Source organism: Streptomyces sp. NPDC052064, from assembly GCF_055585925.1.
The window spans coordinates 1-18,043 of sequence record NZ_JBVJJE010000016.1; the positions used below are offsets into that span (position 1 = coordinate 1).

General features: G+C 69.4%; 18 protein-coding genes. 6 read left to right on the top strand and 12 right to left on the bottom strand.

Annotated elements, in window-relative coordinates; all coding sequences use genetic code 11:
- The 3 genes from ACZ6TU_RS34525 to ACZ6TU_RS34535 form a co-directional block, all read left to right on the top strand.
- Positions 1 to 287 (top strand): transposase (locus tag ACZ6TU_RS34525; RefSeq protein WP_469552827.1); only part of this gene is annotated, 287 nt, incomplete at its 5' end.
- A 350-nt stretch (positions 288 to 637) separates the two neighbouring features.
- Positions 638 to 1,756, top strand: a complete 1,119-nt coding sequence (locus tag ACZ6TU_RS34530) for a YncE family protein (protein WP_467680917.1) — start codon at positions 638 to 640, stop codon at positions 1,754 to 1,756.
- A 379-nt stretch (positions 1,757 to 2,135) separates the two neighbouring features.
- Positions 2,136 to 3,053 carry a cupin domain-containing protein gene (locus ACZ6TU_RS34535; RefSeq protein WP_467680919.1) on the top strand — a complete coding sequence of 306 codons (918 nt, stop codon included), beginning with the start codon at positions 2,136 to 2,138 and terminating at the stop codon, positions 3,051 to 3,053.
- 224 nt (positions 3,054 to 3,277) lie between these two features.
- Here ACZ6TU_RS34535 and ACZ6TU_RS34540 read toward each other — a convergent pair whose 3' ends face one another.
- From ACZ6TU_RS34540 to ACZ6TU_RS34550, 3 genes are all read right to left on the bottom strand, one after another.
- The gene (locus ACZ6TU_RS34540; RefSeq protein ID WP_467680921.1) at positions 3,278 to 4,606 is read right to left on the bottom strand and encodes a class I SAM-dependent RNA methyltransferase; all 1,329 of its coding nucleotides are present in this window, start codon (positions 4,604 to 4,606) and stop codon (positions 3,278 to 3,280) included.
- A gap of 104 nt (positions 4,607 to 4,710) precedes the next feature.
- Complete coding sequence (locus ACZ6TU_RS34545; RefSeq protein ID WP_467680923.1) at positions 4,711 to 6,777, bottom strand: APC family permease; 2,067 nt, start codon at positions 6,775 to 6,777, stop codon at positions 4,711 to 4,713.
- 333 nt (positions 6,778 to 7,110) lie between these two features.
- A complete protein-coding gene (locus ACZ6TU_RS34550) occupies positions 7,111 to 8,055 on the bottom strand; it encodes an adenosine kinase (RefSeq protein WP_469552831.1) in 945 nt (314 codons plus the stop codon).
- Positions 8,056 to 8,301: 246 nt separating this feature from the next.
- Between ACZ6TU_RS34550 and ACZ6TU_RS34555 the strand changes: the two genes are divergently transcribed.
- Positions 8,302 to 8,973 carry a potassium channel family protein gene (locus tag ACZ6TU_RS34555; protein ID WP_003993522.1) on the top strand — a complete coding sequence of 224 codons (672 nt, stop codon included), beginning with the start codon at positions 8,302 to 8,304 and terminating at the stop codon, positions 8,971 to 8,973.
- Entirely contained in the window at positions 8,973 to 9,650 is a 678-nt protein-coding gene (locus tag ACZ6TU_RS34560; RefSeq protein WP_010035052.1) for a potassium channel family protein, read from the top strand. The genes ACZ6TU_RS34555 and ACZ6TU_RS34560 overlap by 1 nt, the downstream gene beginning before the upstream one ends.
- Before the next feature lie 157 nt (positions 9,651 to 9,807).
- On the opposite strand, the gene ACZ6TU_RS34565 is transcribed toward ACZ6TU_RS34560, so the two are convergent.
- From ACZ6TU_RS34565 to ACZ6TU_RS34590, 6 genes are all read right to left on the bottom strand, one after another.
- The gene (locus ACZ6TU_RS34565; protein WP_467680927.1) at positions 9,808 to 10,539 is read right to left on the bottom strand and encodes a DUF3159 domain-containing protein; all 732 of its coding nucleotides are present in this window, start codon (positions 10,537 to 10,539) and stop codon (positions 9,808 to 9,810) included.
- A 3-nt stretch (positions 10,540 to 10,542) separates the two neighbouring features.
- Entirely contained in the window at positions 10,543 to 10,941 is a 399-nt protein-coding gene (locus ACZ6TU_RS34570; protein WP_467680929.1) for an OB-fold nucleic acid binding domain-containing protein, read from the bottom strand.
- A gap of 287 nt (positions 10,942 to 11,228) precedes the next feature.
- Positions 11,229 to 12,395 carry an alginate lyase family protein gene (locus tag ACZ6TU_RS34575; protein WP_469552834.1) on the bottom strand — a complete coding sequence of 389 codons (1,167 nt, stop codon included), beginning with the start codon at positions 12,393 to 12,395 and terminating at the stop codon, positions 11,229 to 11,231.
- Between the two features lie 159 nt (positions 12,396 to 12,554).
- Complete coding sequence (locus ACZ6TU_RS34580) at positions 12,555 to 13,307, bottom strand: DUF3710 domain-containing protein (RefSeq protein ID WP_467680933.1); 753 nt, start codon at positions 13,305 to 13,307, stop codon at positions 12,555 to 12,557.
- A 1-nt stretch (position 13,308) separates the two neighbouring features.
- Positions 13,309 to 13,869, bottom strand: coding sequence for a dUTP diphosphatase (gene dut, locus ACZ6TU_RS34585; RefSeq protein ID WP_467680935.1), 561 nt, complete (start codon positions 13,867 to 13,869; stop codon positions 13,309 to 13,311).
- Between the two features lie 77 nt (positions 13,870 to 13,946).
- Complete coding sequence (locus ACZ6TU_RS34590) at positions 13,947 to 14,531, bottom strand: PaaI family thioesterase (RefSeq protein ID WP_469552837.1); 585 nt, start codon at positions 14,529 to 14,531, stop codon at positions 13,947 to 13,949.
- A gap of 58 nt (positions 14,532 to 14,589) precedes the next feature.
- Here ACZ6TU_RS34590 and ACZ6TU_RS34595 point away from each other — a divergent pair, with 58 nt between their 5' ends.
- Positions 14,590 to 15,048 carry a DUF3093 domain-containing protein gene (locus tag ACZ6TU_RS34595; RefSeq protein ID WP_010035031.1) on the top strand — a complete coding sequence of 153 codons (459 nt, stop codon included), beginning with the start codon at positions 14,590 to 14,592 and terminating at the stop codon, positions 15,046 to 15,048.
- 76 nt (positions 15,049 to 15,124) lie between these two features.
- Here ACZ6TU_RS34595 and ACZ6TU_RS34600 read toward each other — a convergent pair whose 3' ends face one another.
- The 3 genes from ACZ6TU_RS34600 to ACZ6TU_RS34610 all read right to left on the bottom strand — a co-directional run bounded on the left by ACZ6TU_RS34600 (position 15,125) and on the right by ACZ6TU_RS34610 (position 18,043).
- Positions 15,125 to 16,096 carry a hypothetical protein gene (locus ACZ6TU_RS34600; protein WP_467680939.1) on the bottom strand — a complete coding sequence of 324 codons (972 nt, stop codon included), beginning with the start codon at positions 16,094 to 16,096 and terminating at the stop codon, positions 15,125 to 15,127.
- Positions 16,097 to 16,109: 13 nt separating this feature from the next.
- Positions 16,110 to 16,406: a DUF4193 domain-containing protein gene (locus ACZ6TU_RS34605; RefSeq protein ID WP_003993510.1), complete on the bottom strand. Its 297-nt coding sequence runs from the start codon at positions 16,404 to 16,406 to the stop codon at positions 16,110 to 16,112.
- A 404-nt stretch (positions 16,407 to 16,810) separates the two neighbouring features.
- Entirely contained in the window at positions 16,811 to 18,043 is a 1,233-nt protein-coding gene (locus tag ACZ6TU_RS34610) for a sensor histidine kinase (protein ID WP_467680941.1), read from the bottom strand.

The following is an 18,043-nucleotide window of genomic DNA, read 5'->3' on the forward strand; positions in this document are numbered from 1 at the left end:
GGCCACGCAGACGGCCGGACATGCTCTTCGCTGACCGCGGCTACGGCCACGACAAGTACCGGCGGCTGCTGTGGAAACGCGGTATCCGGCCCGTGGTCGCCGAACGCGGGCAGCCGCACGGCTCGGGCCTGGGCATCTTCCGCTGGGTCGTCGAGCGGACGATCTCCTGGCTGCACGGCTTCCGCCGCCTGCGGATCCGCTGGGAGAGACGCGACGACATCCACGAAGCCTTCCTCGGCCTCGCCACCTGCCTCATCACCCACCGCCACGTCCAACGCCTTTGTTAGGACCTCTAAGTGGCCATGCCGGTCGAGGCCGCCGCGCCCTGTCAGCATTTGTGTGTCCCTTCGACGCAACCGGCGCCGCGGTGCCCAAGGCGAGGCCGGTGACCATCACGGCCGCGGAGGCTGTGAACTCGGTGTCGCTCGTGCGGTCCGACCGGTGGCCGCATGGAGCCCAGCGCCCGGAGCGTCGAGGGGCTGCGCTCGGAGTTCTGATCCGGTGGCGATCTCCTCGTAACCACGCACCGGCACCAGTGGCTCATAGTGTTCGAACGAACACAGAGAGTGCTTGCAACGCAGGTGAGCGTGCGCAGATCATGAGTCGTCCCTCAATCTCGTGGAAGGACGCCCGGATCATGGCTCACCGCAAGGTGTATCTCGCCGTCGGCAGGACCAACACCCGGATCTACCGCTTCGACCCCATCGACGGGGATACCCGCCTCGTCGACAACGTCCCGCCCTACGAGCCCGGCTACACCGCCATGGGTGCGCAGTACCGCGGCGACGACAAGGAACCCCTGTTGCTGGCAGTGAGCCACAACAAGCTCATCACCATCGACGTGGCGGCCGGCACCCTGAAGGACCAGGTCATCGACGGGCTGCCGAGCGGACCCTGGTTCGACGGTGACATGGATCCCGACGGGAAGATCCTCTTCGTCGTCAGCAATCCCGACGTACACAGCTATGCCATCGATGTGGCGGCCAGGAAGGCCATGCCTCGGAACGCACCGGGAGGCGGCCGGTGGGACGACTTTGCCTACCACCCCAAGGACGGGCGGCTGATCTCGGTGGAGGGCGACAACGGCGACCTGCTGCTCGTCGATCCGAGCCGGCAGCCCATGAAGACCGTCCTCAAGAAGGAGGTCTTCCCGCCCGCGGAAGCCAGCGCCGCGGCAGGCTCGCGCAAGTCGTACGCGGCCACCTTCTTCGACCAGGACGGCAACTTCTACGCGGTCGACTCCGCGGGCCACGTCAACCACCTCGACTTGGCCAAGGCCACGATCCCCGACCGCTCCCAGCGCATCGGACAGGGAAGGGTGCCTGTCGGCGCCCTTGAAATCATGAACGGCGCCGGACTCATCACCCCCCTGCCGGTCCCGCCCAGCTACGACGAGATCGCCGTGTCCAAGAAGTTCAACCGGACATGGGAGAACAGCGAACCCCGGGGCAGGGTATACAGCTTCGAACTCACACTCACCGCCGTCAGCAAAGACAGCGGCAAGGCCGAGGACGTCAAGAGGTTCCGGATCTCCTTCGACCTGCCTACGGTAAAGGGCGCGAAAGCGGAAGCATCCGGCGTGGACGTCATCGCCCAGGACGGCAAGGCCTACCTGGAATCCGAGAACGACCAGTTCCTTGCCGCGGGCACGTCCCGGCCGATCACCGTACAGATCACCGTCCCGGGCGACCCGGCTCACCTGCCCCAGGAGTACCCCCTCGACGGCCTCAAGGCCACGCGCCTGCCCAGCCGCTGATCACGTCCGCACTGAGCAACTGCTTCAGTCACGGACCGATGCCAGGCGTCACCCCCCCCGGCAGACCTGCAACGATCACCCCCGCCATAGCGCCATGGCGGCCGACCGCCATCACCCGCGCCAGCGCCGCAACGGCTCCGCACGTTCGGACGGTCGTTGGAGACGTTCACCGGCTGTGGACCGCCCACCGCTCGGGAGTTCCGGGCCGGCACTGCCTCATTCGCAGGTGAGACAGACTCCCCGAACGCGCGGGCCGGTTGATTGAACCCCGTCGCAACGTGCAGCCATGCCGATGCGCTGACCCCTTGAAAGTCGACTCACCCCAGCTGACGTGGCGCGTCCAGCGCCACGTCCCCCAGAAACGCGAAGGAGTCATCTCATGAGCCTGACCGCCACCCAGACCAACGCAGACCGCCCGGAGTACGGCCGGGCAAAGCATCCCTTCCACATCACCAAGGAAGAGGAACGACAGTTGCGCCTCAAGGGCGCCGAGGCCGTACCGTCGCTGGTGATCGGACAGGCCACCTCCTTCGACGAGTACGCCCGCCAGCTGATGATCCCGCCGGCCGTCATGGACCTTGCGCGTAAGGCCGAGGACCTGCGCCTGTCCGCATGGGAGGTCGAAGCGATGCGCAAACAGCTCGCTCCCGCCGCAGAACCCGGGGACAAGGTGGGCCTGCTGCGCCAGATCCTGGTGGAGAAATACAACAAGGACGACACCCATCCGCCCTACATTCGCGTTGCCTGCTCCGGCCGGGGCGAGTACGACGACCTGGCCAGCGAACACGGCCACCTGCACCCCGACGACCACCCGAAGGGTGACATCGGCTCGCCCGTGGTCCTGGAGATCTGGCCGGCGCAGCACTACTCGCCCATCCACTCCCACGGCCACACCACCGGCATCGTCTTCTGCCTCGCCGGCCAGCTCGACGTCATGGTCTACGAACACCTCAAGTGGGACGCCCGCAAGCTCGGCCTGCTCACCCTCACCCCCGGCCAGTGTGCCTGGCTCTCCAAGGACAATTACGCCGTGCACCGGGTGTACTGCCCGATGGACGGCGGCGGCGGTGTCACCGGCCCTGGCTACATGAACTCCAGCGCCGAATTCGGCGCCAGCTTCCACGTCTACCTCAACCCGGAGCAGACCGCCGTCCACGACGACGACGGCGACAGCTACAACCGTGACACCTTCAACTACATCGATGAGAAGAACAAAGAGCGCCGCCCCTTCGCTACCGAGTCCGACCTCTCCTGGGGCATTCTCCGCCGGGTCCTGGCCAATACCCCGATGACCTGAGCCCAGGCCGGATACCGCAGCCGGACAGAGTGCTGAGTAGCTGATGCCTTTTCGATCTTGAGTGGTGACGGTCGAAAAGACACCAGCTACTTACACGACGACATCGTCCACAGCAGTCGGCACGGCCACCGCCGCATTCCAGTGACGGCCTGTCAGGACGAGCGTCGAGACGGCCGACCAGCGTCCAGGCCGAGAGAAGGAAGGGCTGCCCCGCCAACAGCAGGTCAGGAGCCCTTTGCCGCGGGCTCAAGAATAGCCACACACTCCACGTGCGAGGTCATCGGAAACAAATCAAACGCCCGCAAAATCCGCACCCGATACCCCCCGTCCCGGAAGTACCCCAGATCCCGCGCCAACGCAGCCGGATCACAAGCGACATACGCGATCCGCCGGGCCCCGAGGGACGACAGGTGCTCGACCGTCTTGCGGCCCGCACCGGCGCGGGGCGGGTCGAGGACGATCAGGTCGACCTCCGTGATGCCCGTGCGCGGCAGCACCGACTCGACCTTGCCCTGCTCGATGCGGACCCGATCGAACTCGGCGAGGTTGTGGCGGGCGTCCTCCACCGCGCGCTTGCCGGACTCGATGCCGAGGACCGCGCCCTGCTCGCCGACCCGGTCGGCGAGTGCGCCCGCGAAGAGGCCGACACCGCAGTAGAGGTCGAGGGCCATGTCCCCCTTGCGGGGCAGGAGGCCCTGCATGACGGCCGTCACCAGGGTGTCCGCCGCCTGCGGGTGGACCTGCCAGAAGCCGCCGTTGCCGACGCGGTGGGTCCGGCCGTCCGCGCGCTCGCGGACGAAGGGGCGGCCGTGGACGCGGTGGACGCCGCCGGAGCGCTCGTCGACGCGCAGCACCGACACCGGTCGGTCGAGTTCGACCAGCGGGAGGCGCGCGCCCGGCTTCGGCGTGAGGATCACCTGGCGGTCCTGCGAACCCGTCGCCGCGATCGCCTCGACGGAGTCCATGCCGGTCCAGACCCGCTTCTCGATGCCCAGCTCGCTGACCCCCTCCGCGGCGATCATGCAGTGGTCGATCGGCTCCACCTCGTGGGAGCGGTGCCGGCGCAGGCCCGCGCGGCCGTCGGCCGTGACGGCGTACTGGACGCGGGTGCGCCAGGACGGGACCTGGCCCGCGGGAACCTTGTCGCCCTCGGCGGGCACCACCGTGCCGTCCCAGCCGGCCTCCTCGGGCGTGAGCCCGGCCAGGTGCTGGAGCTGCTCGGCGATGACGTCGGCCTTCAGGCGCCGCTGGGCGCCCGGCTTGGCGTGCTGCCAGTCGCAGCCGCCGCAGCGGCCGGGGCCGGCGAACGGGCAGGGGACGTCGATCCGGTCCTTGGAGGCGTCCAGCACCTTCACCGCGTCCGCGCGCAGGAACCGGGCGCCCTCCTCGCCCTCCGTCACGCGCGCCACCACCCGCTCACCGGGCAGCGCGTGTCGGACGAACAGCACCTGACCCTCTGACGTGCGGGCGATGCAGTGGCCGCCGTGGGCGACGGGGCCGATCTCGACCTCGTACTCCTCCCCCACCAGCGACTTCCTCGGTTCTGCCTGCATGGTGGGGTGACTCCAAAAACGTGAGGGGAAACGGCCGAAGGAAAAACGGCCGGACAACAGCCCACCAGTCTACGTGGGTGCCGTCCGGCCGATTCACGCCCGTTTCACACAGGGCGGACTCCGCCCTTCGGCTCCGATGAGTCCTTCGCCCGTTCCTGCGCCGGACCGCGCCGCACCGACCCGGGCGCGTTCCACTCCTGCTGCCTGCGGGCCCGCCGCTTGGCCGCCTCGGAGGACTGGAGCTGGTACGGCACCGAGGTCACCATGATCCCCGGCGTGAACAGCAGTCGGCCCTTCAACCGCAGGGCGCTCTGGTTGTGCAGCAGATGCTCGTACCAGTGGCCGACGACGTACTCGGGGATGATCACGGACACCGCATCACGCGGCGACTCCTTGCGCAGTCCCTTGACGTACTCGATGATCGGCCGCGTGATCTCGCGGTAGGGCGAGTCCAGGACCTTCAGCGGTACGTCGATGCCACGCCGCTCCCACTCGTCGCGCAGCGCCTTGGTCTCCGCCGGGTCGACGTTGACGCTCAGGGCCTCCAGGCTGTCCGAGCGCATCAGCTTGGCGTAGGCCAGGGCGCGCAGCGTCGGGCGGTGGATCTTGGAGATCAGGACGACGGAGTGGATGCGGGACGGCCGTACGCTGTCGTCGCTCGGTCCCTCGGGGGCGGCGATCTCCTCGGCGACCCGGTCGTAGTGCTTACGGATGGCCGTCATCGTCGCGTAGAAGATCACCATGCCGAGCAGGGCGACCCACGCGCCGTGCGTGAACTTGGTGACGAGGACGACCACCAGCACGAGGCCGGTGAAGAAGGCGCCGAAGGCGTTGATGGCACGCGAGCGGATCATGTGGCGGCGCTTCGCCTGGTCCTGCTCGGTGGCCAGGTGGCGGTTCCAGTGCCGGACCATGCCGGTCTGGCTGAGCGTGAAGGACACGAACACGCCGACGATGTACAGCTGGATCAGGCGGGTGGAGTCGGCACCGTAGATCCCCACCAGCAATGCGGCGGCGCCCGCGAGGAGCACGATTCCGTTGGAGAAGGCGAGGCGGTCGCCGCGCGTGTGCAGCTGGCGCGGCAGGTAGCGGTCCTGGGCGAGGATCGAGCCGAGCAGCGGGAAGCCGTTGTAGGCGGTGTTCGCGGCGAGGAACAGCACCAGCGCGGTGGCCGCGGCCAGCACGATGAACAGGAGGCTGCCCTTACCGAAGACGGCCTCGGCGACCTGGGAGATCACCGGGTTCTGCACGTAGTCCCCGCCGAGCGGGACGCCGTTGTGGAAGAGGTCTCTGGCCGGGTTCTCCGCCATGCGGACGTCGGTCGCGGCGGCCAGGGCGATGATGCCGCAGAACATGGTGACGGCGAGCAGGCCCATCATCGCGAGGGTGGTCGCGGCGTTCTTCGACTTGGGCTTGCGGAAGGCCGGGACACCGTTGGAGATCGCCTCGACGCCGGTGAGGGCGGCGCAGCCGGAGGAGAAGGCGCGCAGCAGCAGGAAGACCAGGGCGAAGCCGGCCAGGCCCTGGTGCTCGGGCTTGATGACGTAGTCCGCCGTGGGTGCCCGCATGGTGTCGTCCAGGACCAGTCCGCGGAAGGCGCCCCAGGCGATCATGGTGAAGACGCCCGCGACGAAGACGTACGTCGGGATCGCGAACAGCGAGCCCGACTCCTTCACTCCACGCAGGTTCATCAGGGTCAGCAGCACGATCACGCCGATCGCGCAGAGCACCTTGTGTTCGACCACGAACGGGATCGCGGAGCCCAGGTTCTCGATGCCGGAGGAGATCGACACCGCGACGGTGAGGACGTAGTCGACGAGCAGCGCGCTCGCGACCGTCAGGCCCGCCTTGGGGCCGAGGTTGGTGTTCGCCACCTCGTAGTCGCCGCCGCCGCTGGGGTAGGCGTGCACGTTCTGCCGGTACGAGGCCACCACGGTGAACATCAGTACGACGACCGCGACCGCGATCCACGGACTGAAGTGGTAGGCCGTCACACCCGCGATCGACAGGACGAGCAGCACCTCGCCGGGCGCGTACGCGACGGAGGACAGCGGGTCGGAGGCGAAGACGGGTAGTGCGATGCGCTTCGGCAGGAGCGTTTCCCCGAGCCGGTCACTGCGCAGTGCGCGCCCGATCAGGATCCGTTTGGGCACGTCGGTCAGTTTGGACACAACAGAGGATCGTAAGCGTTCGATTGCCGGCTCGCCCACCCGCCACCCCCCATCGGCGTTCCGTCTGCTCTCCGAGTGAATTCAGGGGACCCTGCGGCTGCGGATTCCGCAGGTCACCCGGCTCCCATGCCTATATGACTAAGCCCCGTCCGTCTCCCAGCCGTTGCCGCCCCCGGAGGTCCCATGCACCCGACCGCAGAACTGATCGGCGCCGCGGCCACACTGTTCGTCCTCGGAATCCTCACCGCGGCGAGTGTGCGGAGCATCGGCCGCCGCAAGGACGTGTCGCCGGGGACGCGATAGATACACGAGCCGTAGCCACGCAGGAGCCCATCACCGGCTTCCGTCGCACTCCCCGCTGCTGCCCCGGTCCCGCTCCAGTTCCGCCACCCCGGCGCACAGCTCCTCCCGCCCGATGCTGTCCGTCCGGGTCGACGGGACCGTGCAGGCGTACGCCCCGGCCACCGCGCCGTGCAGGGCGCAGAGGTGGGGCGGGGCGCCGTTCAGCCAGGCGTGCAGGAACGCGGCGGCGAAGGCGTCGCCCGCGCCGTTGGAGTCGACGACCGGTGCCGGGGGCGTGGCGGCGGGTACGTGGGTCAGCTCGCCGTCGGTCAGCAGGTACGCCCCGTCCGCCCCGGCGGTGGCGACGACGGCCCGGGCCCGGCCCCGCTCGGTGATCCGCCGCATGGTCCGCTCCGGGTCGGCCAGTGCCGTGCTGGACAGGAAGACCAGGTCGGCCTGGTGGGCGAAGGGCTCGTGGTAGGGGTTGGACCCGTCCCAGTCGTGCAGGTCGGTGGAGATCGTGATGCCCGCTTCGCGGAGGACCGGCAGCGCGTGGGCGCACGGCTGGGTGATGACGACATGAGCGTGCCGGCTGGCCGCGGCCAGCTCCCGCAGCGTGGCCTCGGGCAGCCGGTCAGTCTCCGCCGAGCGGGTGGCGTCGTACAGGGACAGCCGTCTGCCGTCGGGGCCGACGAGGTTGACCGCGCGCTTGGTGCCGAGCGGCTGGGGGACGGCGGTGAGCGCGATGCCGCGGTCGCGGTGCAGGGCGCGGACCAGGTCGCCCTCGGGGTCGTCGCCCAGCATGTCGACGTGGTGCGTGCGCAGCCCCAGCGCGCTCGCGGCCAGCGCGACGAAGTCACCGCTCTGGCCCGCGCGCGTCACGATCCCGGGGCGGATCATGTGGCTGTCGGCGAACGGCACGGGCAGCTCGGGCACATGCACGATCGTGTCCACGCCCGCGCCGCCCAGGACGAGAACGTCGATCTCGGTGCTCATCTCGGCTTCCTCCCTCACCGAGGCCGGCAGGGCCCTCGGCAACCCCCTCGACTTTGCCGATACGTTGGAGTCGGGCAGTCGCACGCGGCACCGGCCCCGGAAGGCATCATGGCGTGATTCCACCGGCATGATGTTGCCTGGCGGCCCGCACTCAGGCCGCGACGTGGTGCCTGGCGAGCCGAAAGAGAGACATGAGCAGGACAATGTTGATGGTCAGAGGGCCCGTAGGAAGCACGGTGTGACGCGATGCATATTGTGATCATGGGTTGCGGACGGGTCGGCTCCGCCCTGGCCCAGAACCTGGAGCAACAGGGCCACACGGTCGCCGTGGTCGACCAGGACCCCACCGCCTTCCGCCGCCTGGGTTCCTCCTTCGGCGGCCGCCGGGTCACCGGGGTCGGATTCGACCAGGACACCCTGCGCGAGGCGGGCATCGAGGAGGCCGGCGCCTTCGCCGCCGTCTCCAGCGGCGACAACTCCAACATCATCGCCGCGCGCGTGGCCCGCGAGATGTTCGGCATCGAGAACGTCGCCGCCCGCATCTACGACCCCCGCCGCGCCGAGGTCTACCAGCGCCTGGGCATCCCCACCGTCGCGACCGTCCGCTGGACGGCCGACCAGATGCTGCGCCGCCTGCTCCCCTCGGGCGCCGAGCCGCTGTGGCGCGACCCCACCGGCGGCGTCCAGCTCGCCGAGGTGCACACCTCCACCGCCTGGGTCGGCCACAAGATCAGCCGGATCCAGGAGGAGACGGGTGTGCGCGTGGCGTTCCTGACCCGGCTCGGCGAGGCGGTCCTGCCCACCTCGCAGACGGTGTTGCAGGAGGGCGACCTCGTGCACGTGATGATGCGCACCGACGAGGTCGACACGGTCGAGGCGGCGTTCGCCAAGGGTCCCGAAGAGGAGGGCGGTCACTGATGAGGGTCGCCATTGCCGGAGCCGGCGCGGTCGGTCGCTCGATCGCGGGCGAACTGCTGGAGAACGGCCACGAGGTCCTGCTGATCGACAAGGCGCCGACCGCCATCTCGGTCGAACGCGTCCCGCAGGCCGAGTGGCTGCTGGCCGACGCCTGCGAGATCACGTCCCTGGACGAGGCGGCGCTCCAGCGCTGCAACGTCGTCATCGCCGCGACCGGCGACGACAAGGTGAACCTGGTCGTCTCCCTCCTCGCCAAGACGGAGTACGGCGTTCCGCGGGTGGTCGCCCGGGTGAACAACCCGAAGAACGAGTGGCTGTTCAACGAGTCCTGGGGCGTGGACGTCGCCGTCTCCACGCCGCGTCTGATGTCGGCCCTGGTCGAGGAGGCGGTGAGCGTGGGAGACCTGGTCCGCCTGCTCCGCTTCAGCCACGGCGACGCCAACCTGGTCGAGCTGACCCTGCCGGAGGAGTCGGCCCTGGCCGGCACGCAGGTCGGCGACGTCGAGTGGCCCGAGGACACGTCCCTGGTCACGATCATCCGCGGCACCCGCGTCCTGACGCCCTCCCGGGAGGACTCCCTGGAGGCGGGCGACGAACTCCTCTTCGTGGCCGCACAGGCCCGTGAGGAGCAACTGGAGGACCTGCTGTCGGTACGCCGGGACAGCGCGGCGAGCTGAGCGGGGCCCTGCGGGGAGCAAGAGGGAGGGGCGTTCTGGAAACCCAGGACGCCCCTCCCTCTTGCTTCACTTCTCGGCCGACCGCATCAGGCGGCGGGTGGGCACAGGTCCCGGGGGCCCGGGGCGGAGCCCTCAGTAATCCCAGCACGAACGCCGGTCACTGCTCGGCGGACCGAGCAGCAGCCTCCCGTTCCCTCTCCTCCGCGGCCTTCTCCTCCGCCTCCATCTCCGCGAACACGTCGATCGGCGCGGGTGCCTTCGCCAGGAAGACCCACGTCAGCCATACGGCGAGCAGGAACGGCGGGATCTTCAGGGCGACCAGGACCCAGCCCAGCTGTGTGGTGTCGGCCCACAAGTACAGCGGGAAGAGGATCGCGCACTTGGCGAGCAGGATCGCACCCCACGCGTAACTGGCCTTCGCGTACGCCTTCTTGCGGCCGGGGTTGCGCGTGCGCCAGGAGAGGTTCTCCTTGAAGACCGGGCCGAGGATGAGCCCGATCAGCGGGACACCGCACAGGGTGGTGATGATGTAGGCGAGTCCCAGACCCAGCGTGTAGAGCATGCCGGGCAGGTAGAAGTCCTTGGCGTTGCCGGTCATCATCGCGAAGACGACACCGAAGGCCACGCCGAAGACTCCGCTGAAGGCGTGCTTGACGGTGTCCTTCATCACCAGCCGGACCACGACCAGCACCAGCGACACGGCCAGCGCCGCGATCGCCGACAGGTGCAGGTCCTTGTTGATCGTGTAGATGGTGACGAACAGCAGGCCGGGCAGCACCGTCTCGACCATTCCCCGCACGCCGCCGAACGCTTCGAACAGGGCGGCCTCGGTCACCGCCCGGGCGTCGTCCGCAGATGTCTCTTCGGTCGGCTTGTCGAGCGACGTCACCGGCTACTCCCGTCCGAGGGGTCTCAGTTCGTACTTGGGATTGAACAGCACCCGGCGGCCCCGGCTCATCGAGATCCGGCCCGATGCGATCAGCTTGCGCCCCGGCTCTATGCCCACGATCGAGCGCCTGCCGAGCCACACCACGTCCAGCGCCGCGGAACCGTCGAACAGCTCGGCCTCCAGGGCCGGGACTCCGGCGCGCGGTCGCAGGGTGACCGTGCGCAAGGTACCAGTAACCGTCGCTATCTGCCGGTCCTGGCAGTCTCCGATCCGGATACAGCCCGTGGTTTCGGTGTCCTCGCGCAGCTCCTCGGACTCCAGGTCCTCCTGTGACGAGGAGAGCCGGTCGAGCATGCGCCGGAACCGGCCCGCCGGCTTCTGCGAACGAGGGACAGCACTCATATCTAGAGCCTACCGGGGCCTGCTGAAAGCCACGTAGCCCCGGGGTGAGGACCAGCTTCCGCCCCAGCCTGCGCCATGTGCACCCCCACAGACAGTTGGTCGGCCACGCACAGCAGCACCGGCTCACGCAGGGGCGGTCCGGTTGCAGGGGCGGAAAAGGTGCCGTGCGCCATCCGCCGCCGCAGCGCCTCGGCGACATGCCGACCAACGATTACGACATACGGGTGCCGGGCACGGCAGCGGGACCGCCTTTGACGGAACTCTGACGTGCCCGGCCGATCAGGGCCTCACGCGGGGTTGTCTCCGTGGGTGAGGGTCTCCCAGGCGACGAAGAGGTTGTTGCTGCCGGCGGGGCGGCCGCGCAGAGTCAGCGTCTCGGTGTTGGTCATGGCGTGTCCGAGACGGTTGGCCAGGGCGTTGTGGCCGACCTCGGGGACCGGCCCGAGCCCGGGCTTCAGGGAGCCGCCACACAGCCAGCTCGGGGTGGCGGCACCCAGCTGGTACTTCGCGTGGAAGCCGAGCCCGTGCCGCAGCCGCTCGCCCACGTCCGTGCCGTAGAGGTCCTGCCCCTGGATCCTGCTGGTCTCGGCGACGTGCGAGATGGCCGAGAGGCCGTACCCGGTATGCGTGAAGTCCCGGCAGGTCTCCTGGCTGAGCCCGTCGACGAAGGTCGACTGGCCCTGCCAGTACCTGACGATCTTCTCCCGGGTGTTGAGGTTCTGGCTCGGCACGGTCCTCGGCAGATCGCCGTCGGAGGCCAGGTAGACGTAGGCGGCCGTGCGCGTGCGGAACTTCGCCATGGCCTTGTCGTACGACGCCTTGTCCTCCAGGAAGACGGAGATGCCGACGGCGGCCTCCATCATCGACAGCTCCCAGTTGCCGTTGGAGTTCGAGCCGTTGATCACCTCGGGCAGGTACACGTTGCGGAGCATGGTGGCGAAGCGGCCGGAGCCGGCCCAGGTGCCGGTGTACGTGTACTTGATGATCTCGGCGGCCTTGGGCCAGGAAGAGCCGGCCCAGCCCGCCTGCAGGGGCGCGTTGCTGTTGGTGTGGTCCCGGATCACGGCGGACCAGGCGTCCATCAGCTCGATCGCCTTGCGCGCGTGCCGTTCGTCGCGGGTGACGTACCAGGCGAGGGCCTGGGTGTAGGCGGCGATCGCGTCCTCGCGTTCGTCGGTGCAGCCGTGGTTGGGGTTGGAGTACGAACCGCACTCGACGACCGCCCGGGGTCTGGGCGTGCGGTTCAGGTCGGCGTACTTGCCGGCCATCATCTGGTCGAAGGCGCCCTTCCAGGGCTGGGCACCGGCGTCGACCTTGGCGCGGGTGAAGTCCAACTGCCCCTTGGAGACGGTGACTCCGGGGTGGACGAAGGCGCTGGGAGCGGCGTCGGCGGGCCAGGCGAGGGCACCGGCGACGAGGGCGGCCGAGGCTGCTGAGAGTGCGGTTCTGCGCATAGGTGGGAGCCTTCCGTTCTCTCATGTGAACGTGAAGCGCCTTTATGAACAGACGCATTGGAACGGAGACGGTAGGTACAGACCAATGACCCGTCAAGGCTCCGCGCATGAGAAAGGGCCGCACCCCTGGGGGATGCGGCCCTGGTGTCTCTACGACGCTCAGCGAACCTCGGTGATCTCCGGTCCGCGCTGGAGCTGGCCCATTCCGCCTGCGAAACGGGAGCCCTCCTCCTGCTGGACGCCCTCGGGGACCATCTCGGCGTCGTTGGGCAGCTTCAGGACGATCGGGTCGCGAGGCGCCATCGGGCCCTCACCGCGGACGACGACCGTGTCCCGGAAGATCTGCTCGAGCAGCCCGGCGGCCTGCGGCTGCACCGCACCCTGGCCCGAGATGACCCCGCGCAGGAACCACCGGGGGCCGTCCACACCGACGAAACGCACGACCTGGAAGCCGCCGGTGCCGTCCGGCAGCTGCACAGGCACCTGGGCCCGCAGCTCCCAGCCCAGCGGCCCCTCGACCTCGTCGACGATGCCGCCCTGCTGGGTGATGCCCGAGCCGATCTCCTCGCGCACCTCGCCCCAGATGCCCTCACGCTTGGGCGCGGCGAAGCCCTGCAGCTGGATGGCGCTGTCCCGCAGCACGACCGTCGCCGCCACGATCGCGTCACCCGCCACCTCGACCCGCAGCTCCATGCCGTCGACGCCCGGCACGAACAGACCGCCCAGGTCGACCCGGCCCTCGCCCGGGTCGCGGACCTCGGAGCTGTCCCAGGGCCCGTCTGGCCGCGGCGCCGGCTCGAGCCTCAGGCGCTCGCCCTCGCCGCCCGCCTCACTGTCGACACCGTCGACGACCTGCTCGGCCTCGCCGGCCGCGTCCTCGGCGGCATCCCTCTTCTTGCGACGTCCGAACACGTCACTGTCCTTCCCGGTCGGATACGACCGAAGCGTATCGATTCCCACCCGCCTGACCGCCCATGGCGGCCTGACCGCTTGTGCCGCTCGTCCCGTCCACCGCGGCGTGTCCTCCGGTGGACCCGAAGCCCCCCTCGGCCCGCGCGGAGTCGGGAAGCTCCGCCACCTCCTGGAAGCGAACCCTCTCGACCTGCTGGACGACCAGTTGGGCAATCCGGTCGAAGCGCTCGAACCGCACGGCCTCGCGCGGGTCGAGATTCACCACGATCACCTTGATCTCCCCACGGTACCCGGCATCAACCGTCCCCGGGGCATTCACCAGGGCGACGCCGCAGCGGGCGGCCAGGCCGGACCGAGGGTGCACGAAGGCCGCGTACCCCTCCGGCAGCGCGACAGACACTCCCGTGGGCAGCACGGCCCGCTCGCCCGGCGCCAGTCGGCACGCCTCGGTGGTGCGCAGATCGGCTCCCGCGTCCCCGGGATGCGCATACGACGGAAGCGGTACGTCCGGATCGACGCGCCGGATCAGCACGTCCACGGGCTGACGGCTCACAGGGCTCATGGGAGTCATGGGGCCTTCCGGGCTGACGGGGCTCGTGGGGGTCATGGGGGTCACCGGGCTCAAGAGGCCTTCCGCACTCACGGATTCACCTCGAAGGCGCGGGCGCGCCGGACCTGGTCCGGGTCGTTCATGGCCGCCTGGATCTCCTCCTGGCGGCCGTGGTCGACGAAGTGGTCGACCTTCACCTCGATGAAGAGGGCGTCGGCACGGACGGCGACGGGCCCGTCGGGGCCGCCGACGCGTCCCGTGGCGGTCGAGTAGATCTTCCGCCCGGCCACCGCCGTCACCTCCGCCTCCAGGTACAGCGTGGTGCCGACGGGCACGGGCCGTACGAAGTCGGTCTCCAGCCGTCCGGTCACGGCGATCGTGCGCAGCAGCCAGTTCAGCGAGCCGAGGGTCTCGTCCAGGGCGGAGGTGAGCACACCGCCGTGGGCGAGGCCCGGGGCGCCCTGGTGGGCGGGCTGAACGGTGAACTCGGCGGTGAGTGACACGCCCTCGCCGGCCCGTGCCTCCAGGTGCAGCCCGTGCGGCTGGTCCCCGCCACAGCCGAAACACTGGCCGTAGTGCGCACCGAGGAGCTCACCGGACGCCGGAGCGTCGGGATGTCGCACCGGTCGCACGGCGTCGGCCGGAGGCTGAAGAGCAGCGGAAGTACGACTCACAGCCGGAGACCTTACCCGCGCGTCGGCCCCTTCCGGACACCGTGTCAAGCTTGGCTCCATGCAGCTCTCCGCCGCCCCGTACGAAGAACGCCTGACCGCTCCCCGGTCCTGGTGGCTGATCTCGTTCCTCGTCGGGGTCTCCATGGCCTTGGTCCTGCTCCCGTTCGGCACGCTGCCGATGCTCGGCGGCCTGGCCGGGGGCACAGCGGTCGCGGCCGTCGCCGCGAGTTCGTACGGCTCGGTCCGCATCCGTGTGGTGGGCGATTCACTGATCGCGGGCGAGGCGAAGATCCCGGTGGCGGCCCTGGGCGAGGCGGAGGTCCTGGACGCGGAGGAAACCCGTGCCTGGCGCACCCACAAGGCCGACCCGCGCGCCTTCATGCTGCTGCGCGCCTACATCCCCACGGCCCTGCGGGTGGAGGTCACGGACCCGGAGGACCCGACTCCGTACCTGTACCTGTCCACGCGCGAGCCGGAGCGCCTGGCGGAGGCGCTGAGGGCGGCGAAGCCGGCGTAGCACACCTGCGCGGGGCGTCATCCGGCAGTGGACCGCGATACCGACGGCACGCGCACGCGCGGGCCCCGGCGGCGCCTCAGCGTCCGTCGTCGCGCTTGTCGCGCTTGTCGTTCTCGAGCTTTTCGTTCTCGAGGCGGCTCAGGGGGTCGTTGGTGATCTCGCCCATCTCCAGGGCGTCCGCCGGACGTTCCAGGGCGGGGAGCGGCTCCAGGGCCTCCCAGGGCACCTGGATCCTGCGCAGGTCCTCGCGGATCCGGACGGCGAGCTTTCTCGTCTCGCTGCGGTTCATGGCCGCCCCGACGGCGGCGCCCACCAGGAACGGCACCAGGTTCGGCATGCTGCGGACCATCCGCTTCATGATCCGCTGCCGCAGATCGCGCTTCATGCGGCTGTTCAGCGCCGTCGTCAACGTCGACGGCTTGGTCGCGTCGATCCCGCGCTCCCCCGACCACGAGTCGAGGTACGCGGTGCTGCGCTGCTTGAGGTTGCCGGGCGGCCGTACGCCGTAGACCTCGTGGAGTTCGGCGATCAGCTTCAGCTCGATCGCCGCGACGCCGGTGACCTCGGCGGCCAGTTCCGTCGGCATCGCGGGCGGCACGGGAAGCATCGCCGCCGCGCCGATGCCCGCTCCGACCGTCGCCGTCGCCTTCGCCGCGCCCGCGACGAGTTTGTCCGCGAGCTCTTCGGGCCCCAGGCCCGGGAACTGCCTGCGGAGCGTCGCCAGGTCCCGTACGGGGACGCGCGGGGCCAGTTCGATGATCCGGTCGGCGAGATGGGCGAGCCCGGCCCGGGCCCGGACCGAGCCCTTGCGGGCACTGTCCATGGCCCGCTCGCGGAGCGTCCCCGCCGTCCGTCGGGCGACGGGTGCGGGGACGTCCACGGACGCCGGGTGGTCGCCCCGGTCCGCTGCCGGTTCGAGCGAGGCCGCCCCCGTACCGGTTGAGCCTCGCTCGTCGTCACGCGCGCCGTGCTGCGGGCCGTCGATCGGCCCTTCGTCCGCTTTCCGTTTGGAGAAGCGGCGCTTCCAGGGAGGGGTCGAGCCAGTCACGGCCGACCCGCCCTCAGTCGCAGTCGCGGCAGATCGGCTGACCGTTCTTCTCCCGGGCCAGCTGGCTGCGGTGGTGCACCAGGAAGCAGCTCATGCAGGTGAACTCGTCCTGCTGCTTCGGGAGCACTCGTACTGCCAGCTCCTCGTTCGAGAGATCGGCGCCGGGCAGTTCGAGGCCCTCTGCGGCCTCGAACTCGTCGACGTCCACTGCGGAGGCCGACTTGTCGTTCCGCCGAGCCTTCAGCTCTTCGAGGCTGTCCGAGTCAACGTCGTCATCGGTCTTGCGTGGAGTGTCGTAATCGGTTGCCATGTCGCTCTCCCCCTCTGGGTGTCTGCGGTGTCTCCAGCGCACTAACGCGTGAGAGGCCGGACTTGTGCCCGACCTGAGGCGGAGATTTTGCCTCACATCAAGGTCTGTTACTCAATCGACACCCAACCGGACTCCTCACGAGTGATCGGCTTGGATGGCGATGGGGACCGTACACGGTCCGAATGCCGCACTTCAAAGGCGTCTCACCGTGTACTTCCCGTGATCAAGACCCCCGAAAACCGGGACTTTCCCGGCTTTCCGACAAGACACGTGATCACGGAGAGTAGATGGCCGGAAAGGCGCCGCTGTGATCGATCACACACGGGGCACGCGCGATGCGATCTCGAAAATTCCGCGCAAAGCGAACATCCCCGTGTGTCGCCGAGTTGATCGGCGACATGATCTCAGATGGGCAGCGTGACTCGCATCACGAGCCCACCCCCTTCGCGCGGCTGTGCGTAGATGTGCCCGCCGTGCGCCCGGGCCACCGAGCGGACGATGGACAGACCAAGACCTACACCCTTGTCGCTGCCCGTGCGCTCGGTGCGCAGCCGCCGGAACGGCTCGAAGAGGTTGTCGATCTCGTACGCCGGCACGACCGGGCCCGTGTTGGACACGACCAGGACCGCCTGGCCGTGCTGGACCTCGGTGGTGACCTCGACCCAGCCGTCCTCGGCCACGTTGTAGCGCACGGCGTTCTGCACCAGGTTGAGCGCGATCCGCTCCAGCAGCACGCCGTTGCCCTGGACCACCGCGGGCTTCTGCTCGCCGCGGATCCGCACGCCCTTGGTCTCGGCCTCGCCGCGCACCTGGTCGATGGCCTGCCCGGCGACCTCGGCGAGGTCCACCGGACCCCGCTCGACGACCTGGTTGTCGCTGCGGGCGAGCAGCAACAGGCCTTCGACGAGCTGCTCGCTGCGCTCGTTGGTGGCCAGCAGCGTCTTGCCGAGCTGCTGGAGCTCCATCGGCGCGTTCGGGTCGGACAGGTGCACCTCCAGGAGCGTGCGGTTGATCGCCAGCGGTGTTCTCAGCTCGTGCGAGGCGTTGCCCACGAAGCGCTGCTGGGCGGTGAAGGCGCGCTGGAGCCGCTCCAGCATGTCGTCGAAGGTGTCCGCCAGCTCCTTCAGCTCGTCGTCCGGGCCGTCCAGCTCGATCCGGCGGGACAGGTCGGAGCCCGCCACCGCGCGCGCGGTGCGGGTGATCCGGCCCAGGGGTGACAGGACGCGGCCGGCCATGGCGTAGCCGAAGGCGAAGGCGATCACCGCCAGACCGAGCAGGGCCAGGAGCGAGCGACTGAGCAGGCTGTCCAGGGCGTGGTTGCGCTGCTCGTTGACGCACTGGTTCATGGCGTTGTTGAACTCGCTGGGCGAGGCCTGGTCGGGCAGGTTGCAGATGTCGCTGGTGACCTTGCCCTCGACGATCTTGAACGGCAGCTCGCTGCCCACGTTCAGCGCCTGCGCGGCCAGCAGGTAGATGATCGACAGCAGCAGGATGCCGGCGATCAGGAACATGCCGCCGTAGAGCAGCGTGAGCCTTATGCGGATGGTCGGGCGCAGCCACGGGAAGGGCGGCGCGGGCCTTCTGGGGTCCCAGGTGGGCTTCGGGGGTGCCTGAGGAGGCGCGGGAGTGGTGGCCAC

Bases quoted from the DNA above. Each gene is read 5' to 3' on its own strand.
- ACZ6TU_RS34570 (WP_467680929.1), bottom strand. From the start codon at position 10,941: ATGAGTGCTGTCCCTCGTTCGCAGAAGCCGGCGGGCCGGTTCCGGCGC.
- ACZ6TU_RS34575 (WP_469552834.1), bottom strand. From the start codon at position 12,395: ATGCGCAGAACCGCACTCTCAGCAGCCTCGGCCGCCCTCGTCGCCGGT.
- ACZ6TU_RS34550 (WP_469552831.1), bottom strand. From the start codon at position 8,055: ATGAGCACCGAGATCGACGTTCTCGTCCTGGGCGGCGCGGGCGTGGAC.
- ACZ6TU_RS34555 (WP_003993522.1), top strand. From the start codon at position 8,302: ATGCATATTGTGATCATGGGTTGCGGACGGGTCGGCTCCGCCCTGGCC.
- ACZ6TU_RS34605 (WP_003993510.1), bottom strand. From the start codon at position 16,406: ATGGCAACCGATTACGACACTCCACGCAAGACCGATGACGACGTTGAC.
- ACZ6TU_RS34540 (WP_467680921.1), bottom strand. From the start codon at position 4,606: ATGCAGGCAGAACCGAGGAAGTCGCTGGTGGGGGAGGAGTACGAGGTC.
- ACZ6TU_RS34535 (WP_467680919.1), top strand. From the start codon at position 2,136: ATGAGCCTGACCGCCACCCAGACCAACGCAGACCGCCCGGAGTACGGC.
- dut (WP_467680935.1), bottom strand. From the start codon at position 13,869: ATGAGCCCTGTGAGCCGTCAGCCCGTGGACGTGCTGATCCGGCGCGTC.
- ACZ6TU_RS34530 (WP_467680917.1), top strand. From the start codon at position 638: ATGGCTCACCGCAAGGTGTATCTCGCCGTCGGCAGGACCAACACCCGG.
- ACZ6TU_RS34595 (WP_010035031.1), top strand. From the start codon at position 14,590: ATGCAGCTCTCCGCCGCCCCGTACGAAGAACGCCTGACCGCTCCCCGG.
- ACZ6TU_RS34560 (WP_010035052.1), top strand. From the start codon at position 8,973: ATGAGGGTCGCCATTGCCGGAGCCGGCGCGGTCGGTCGCTCGATCGCG.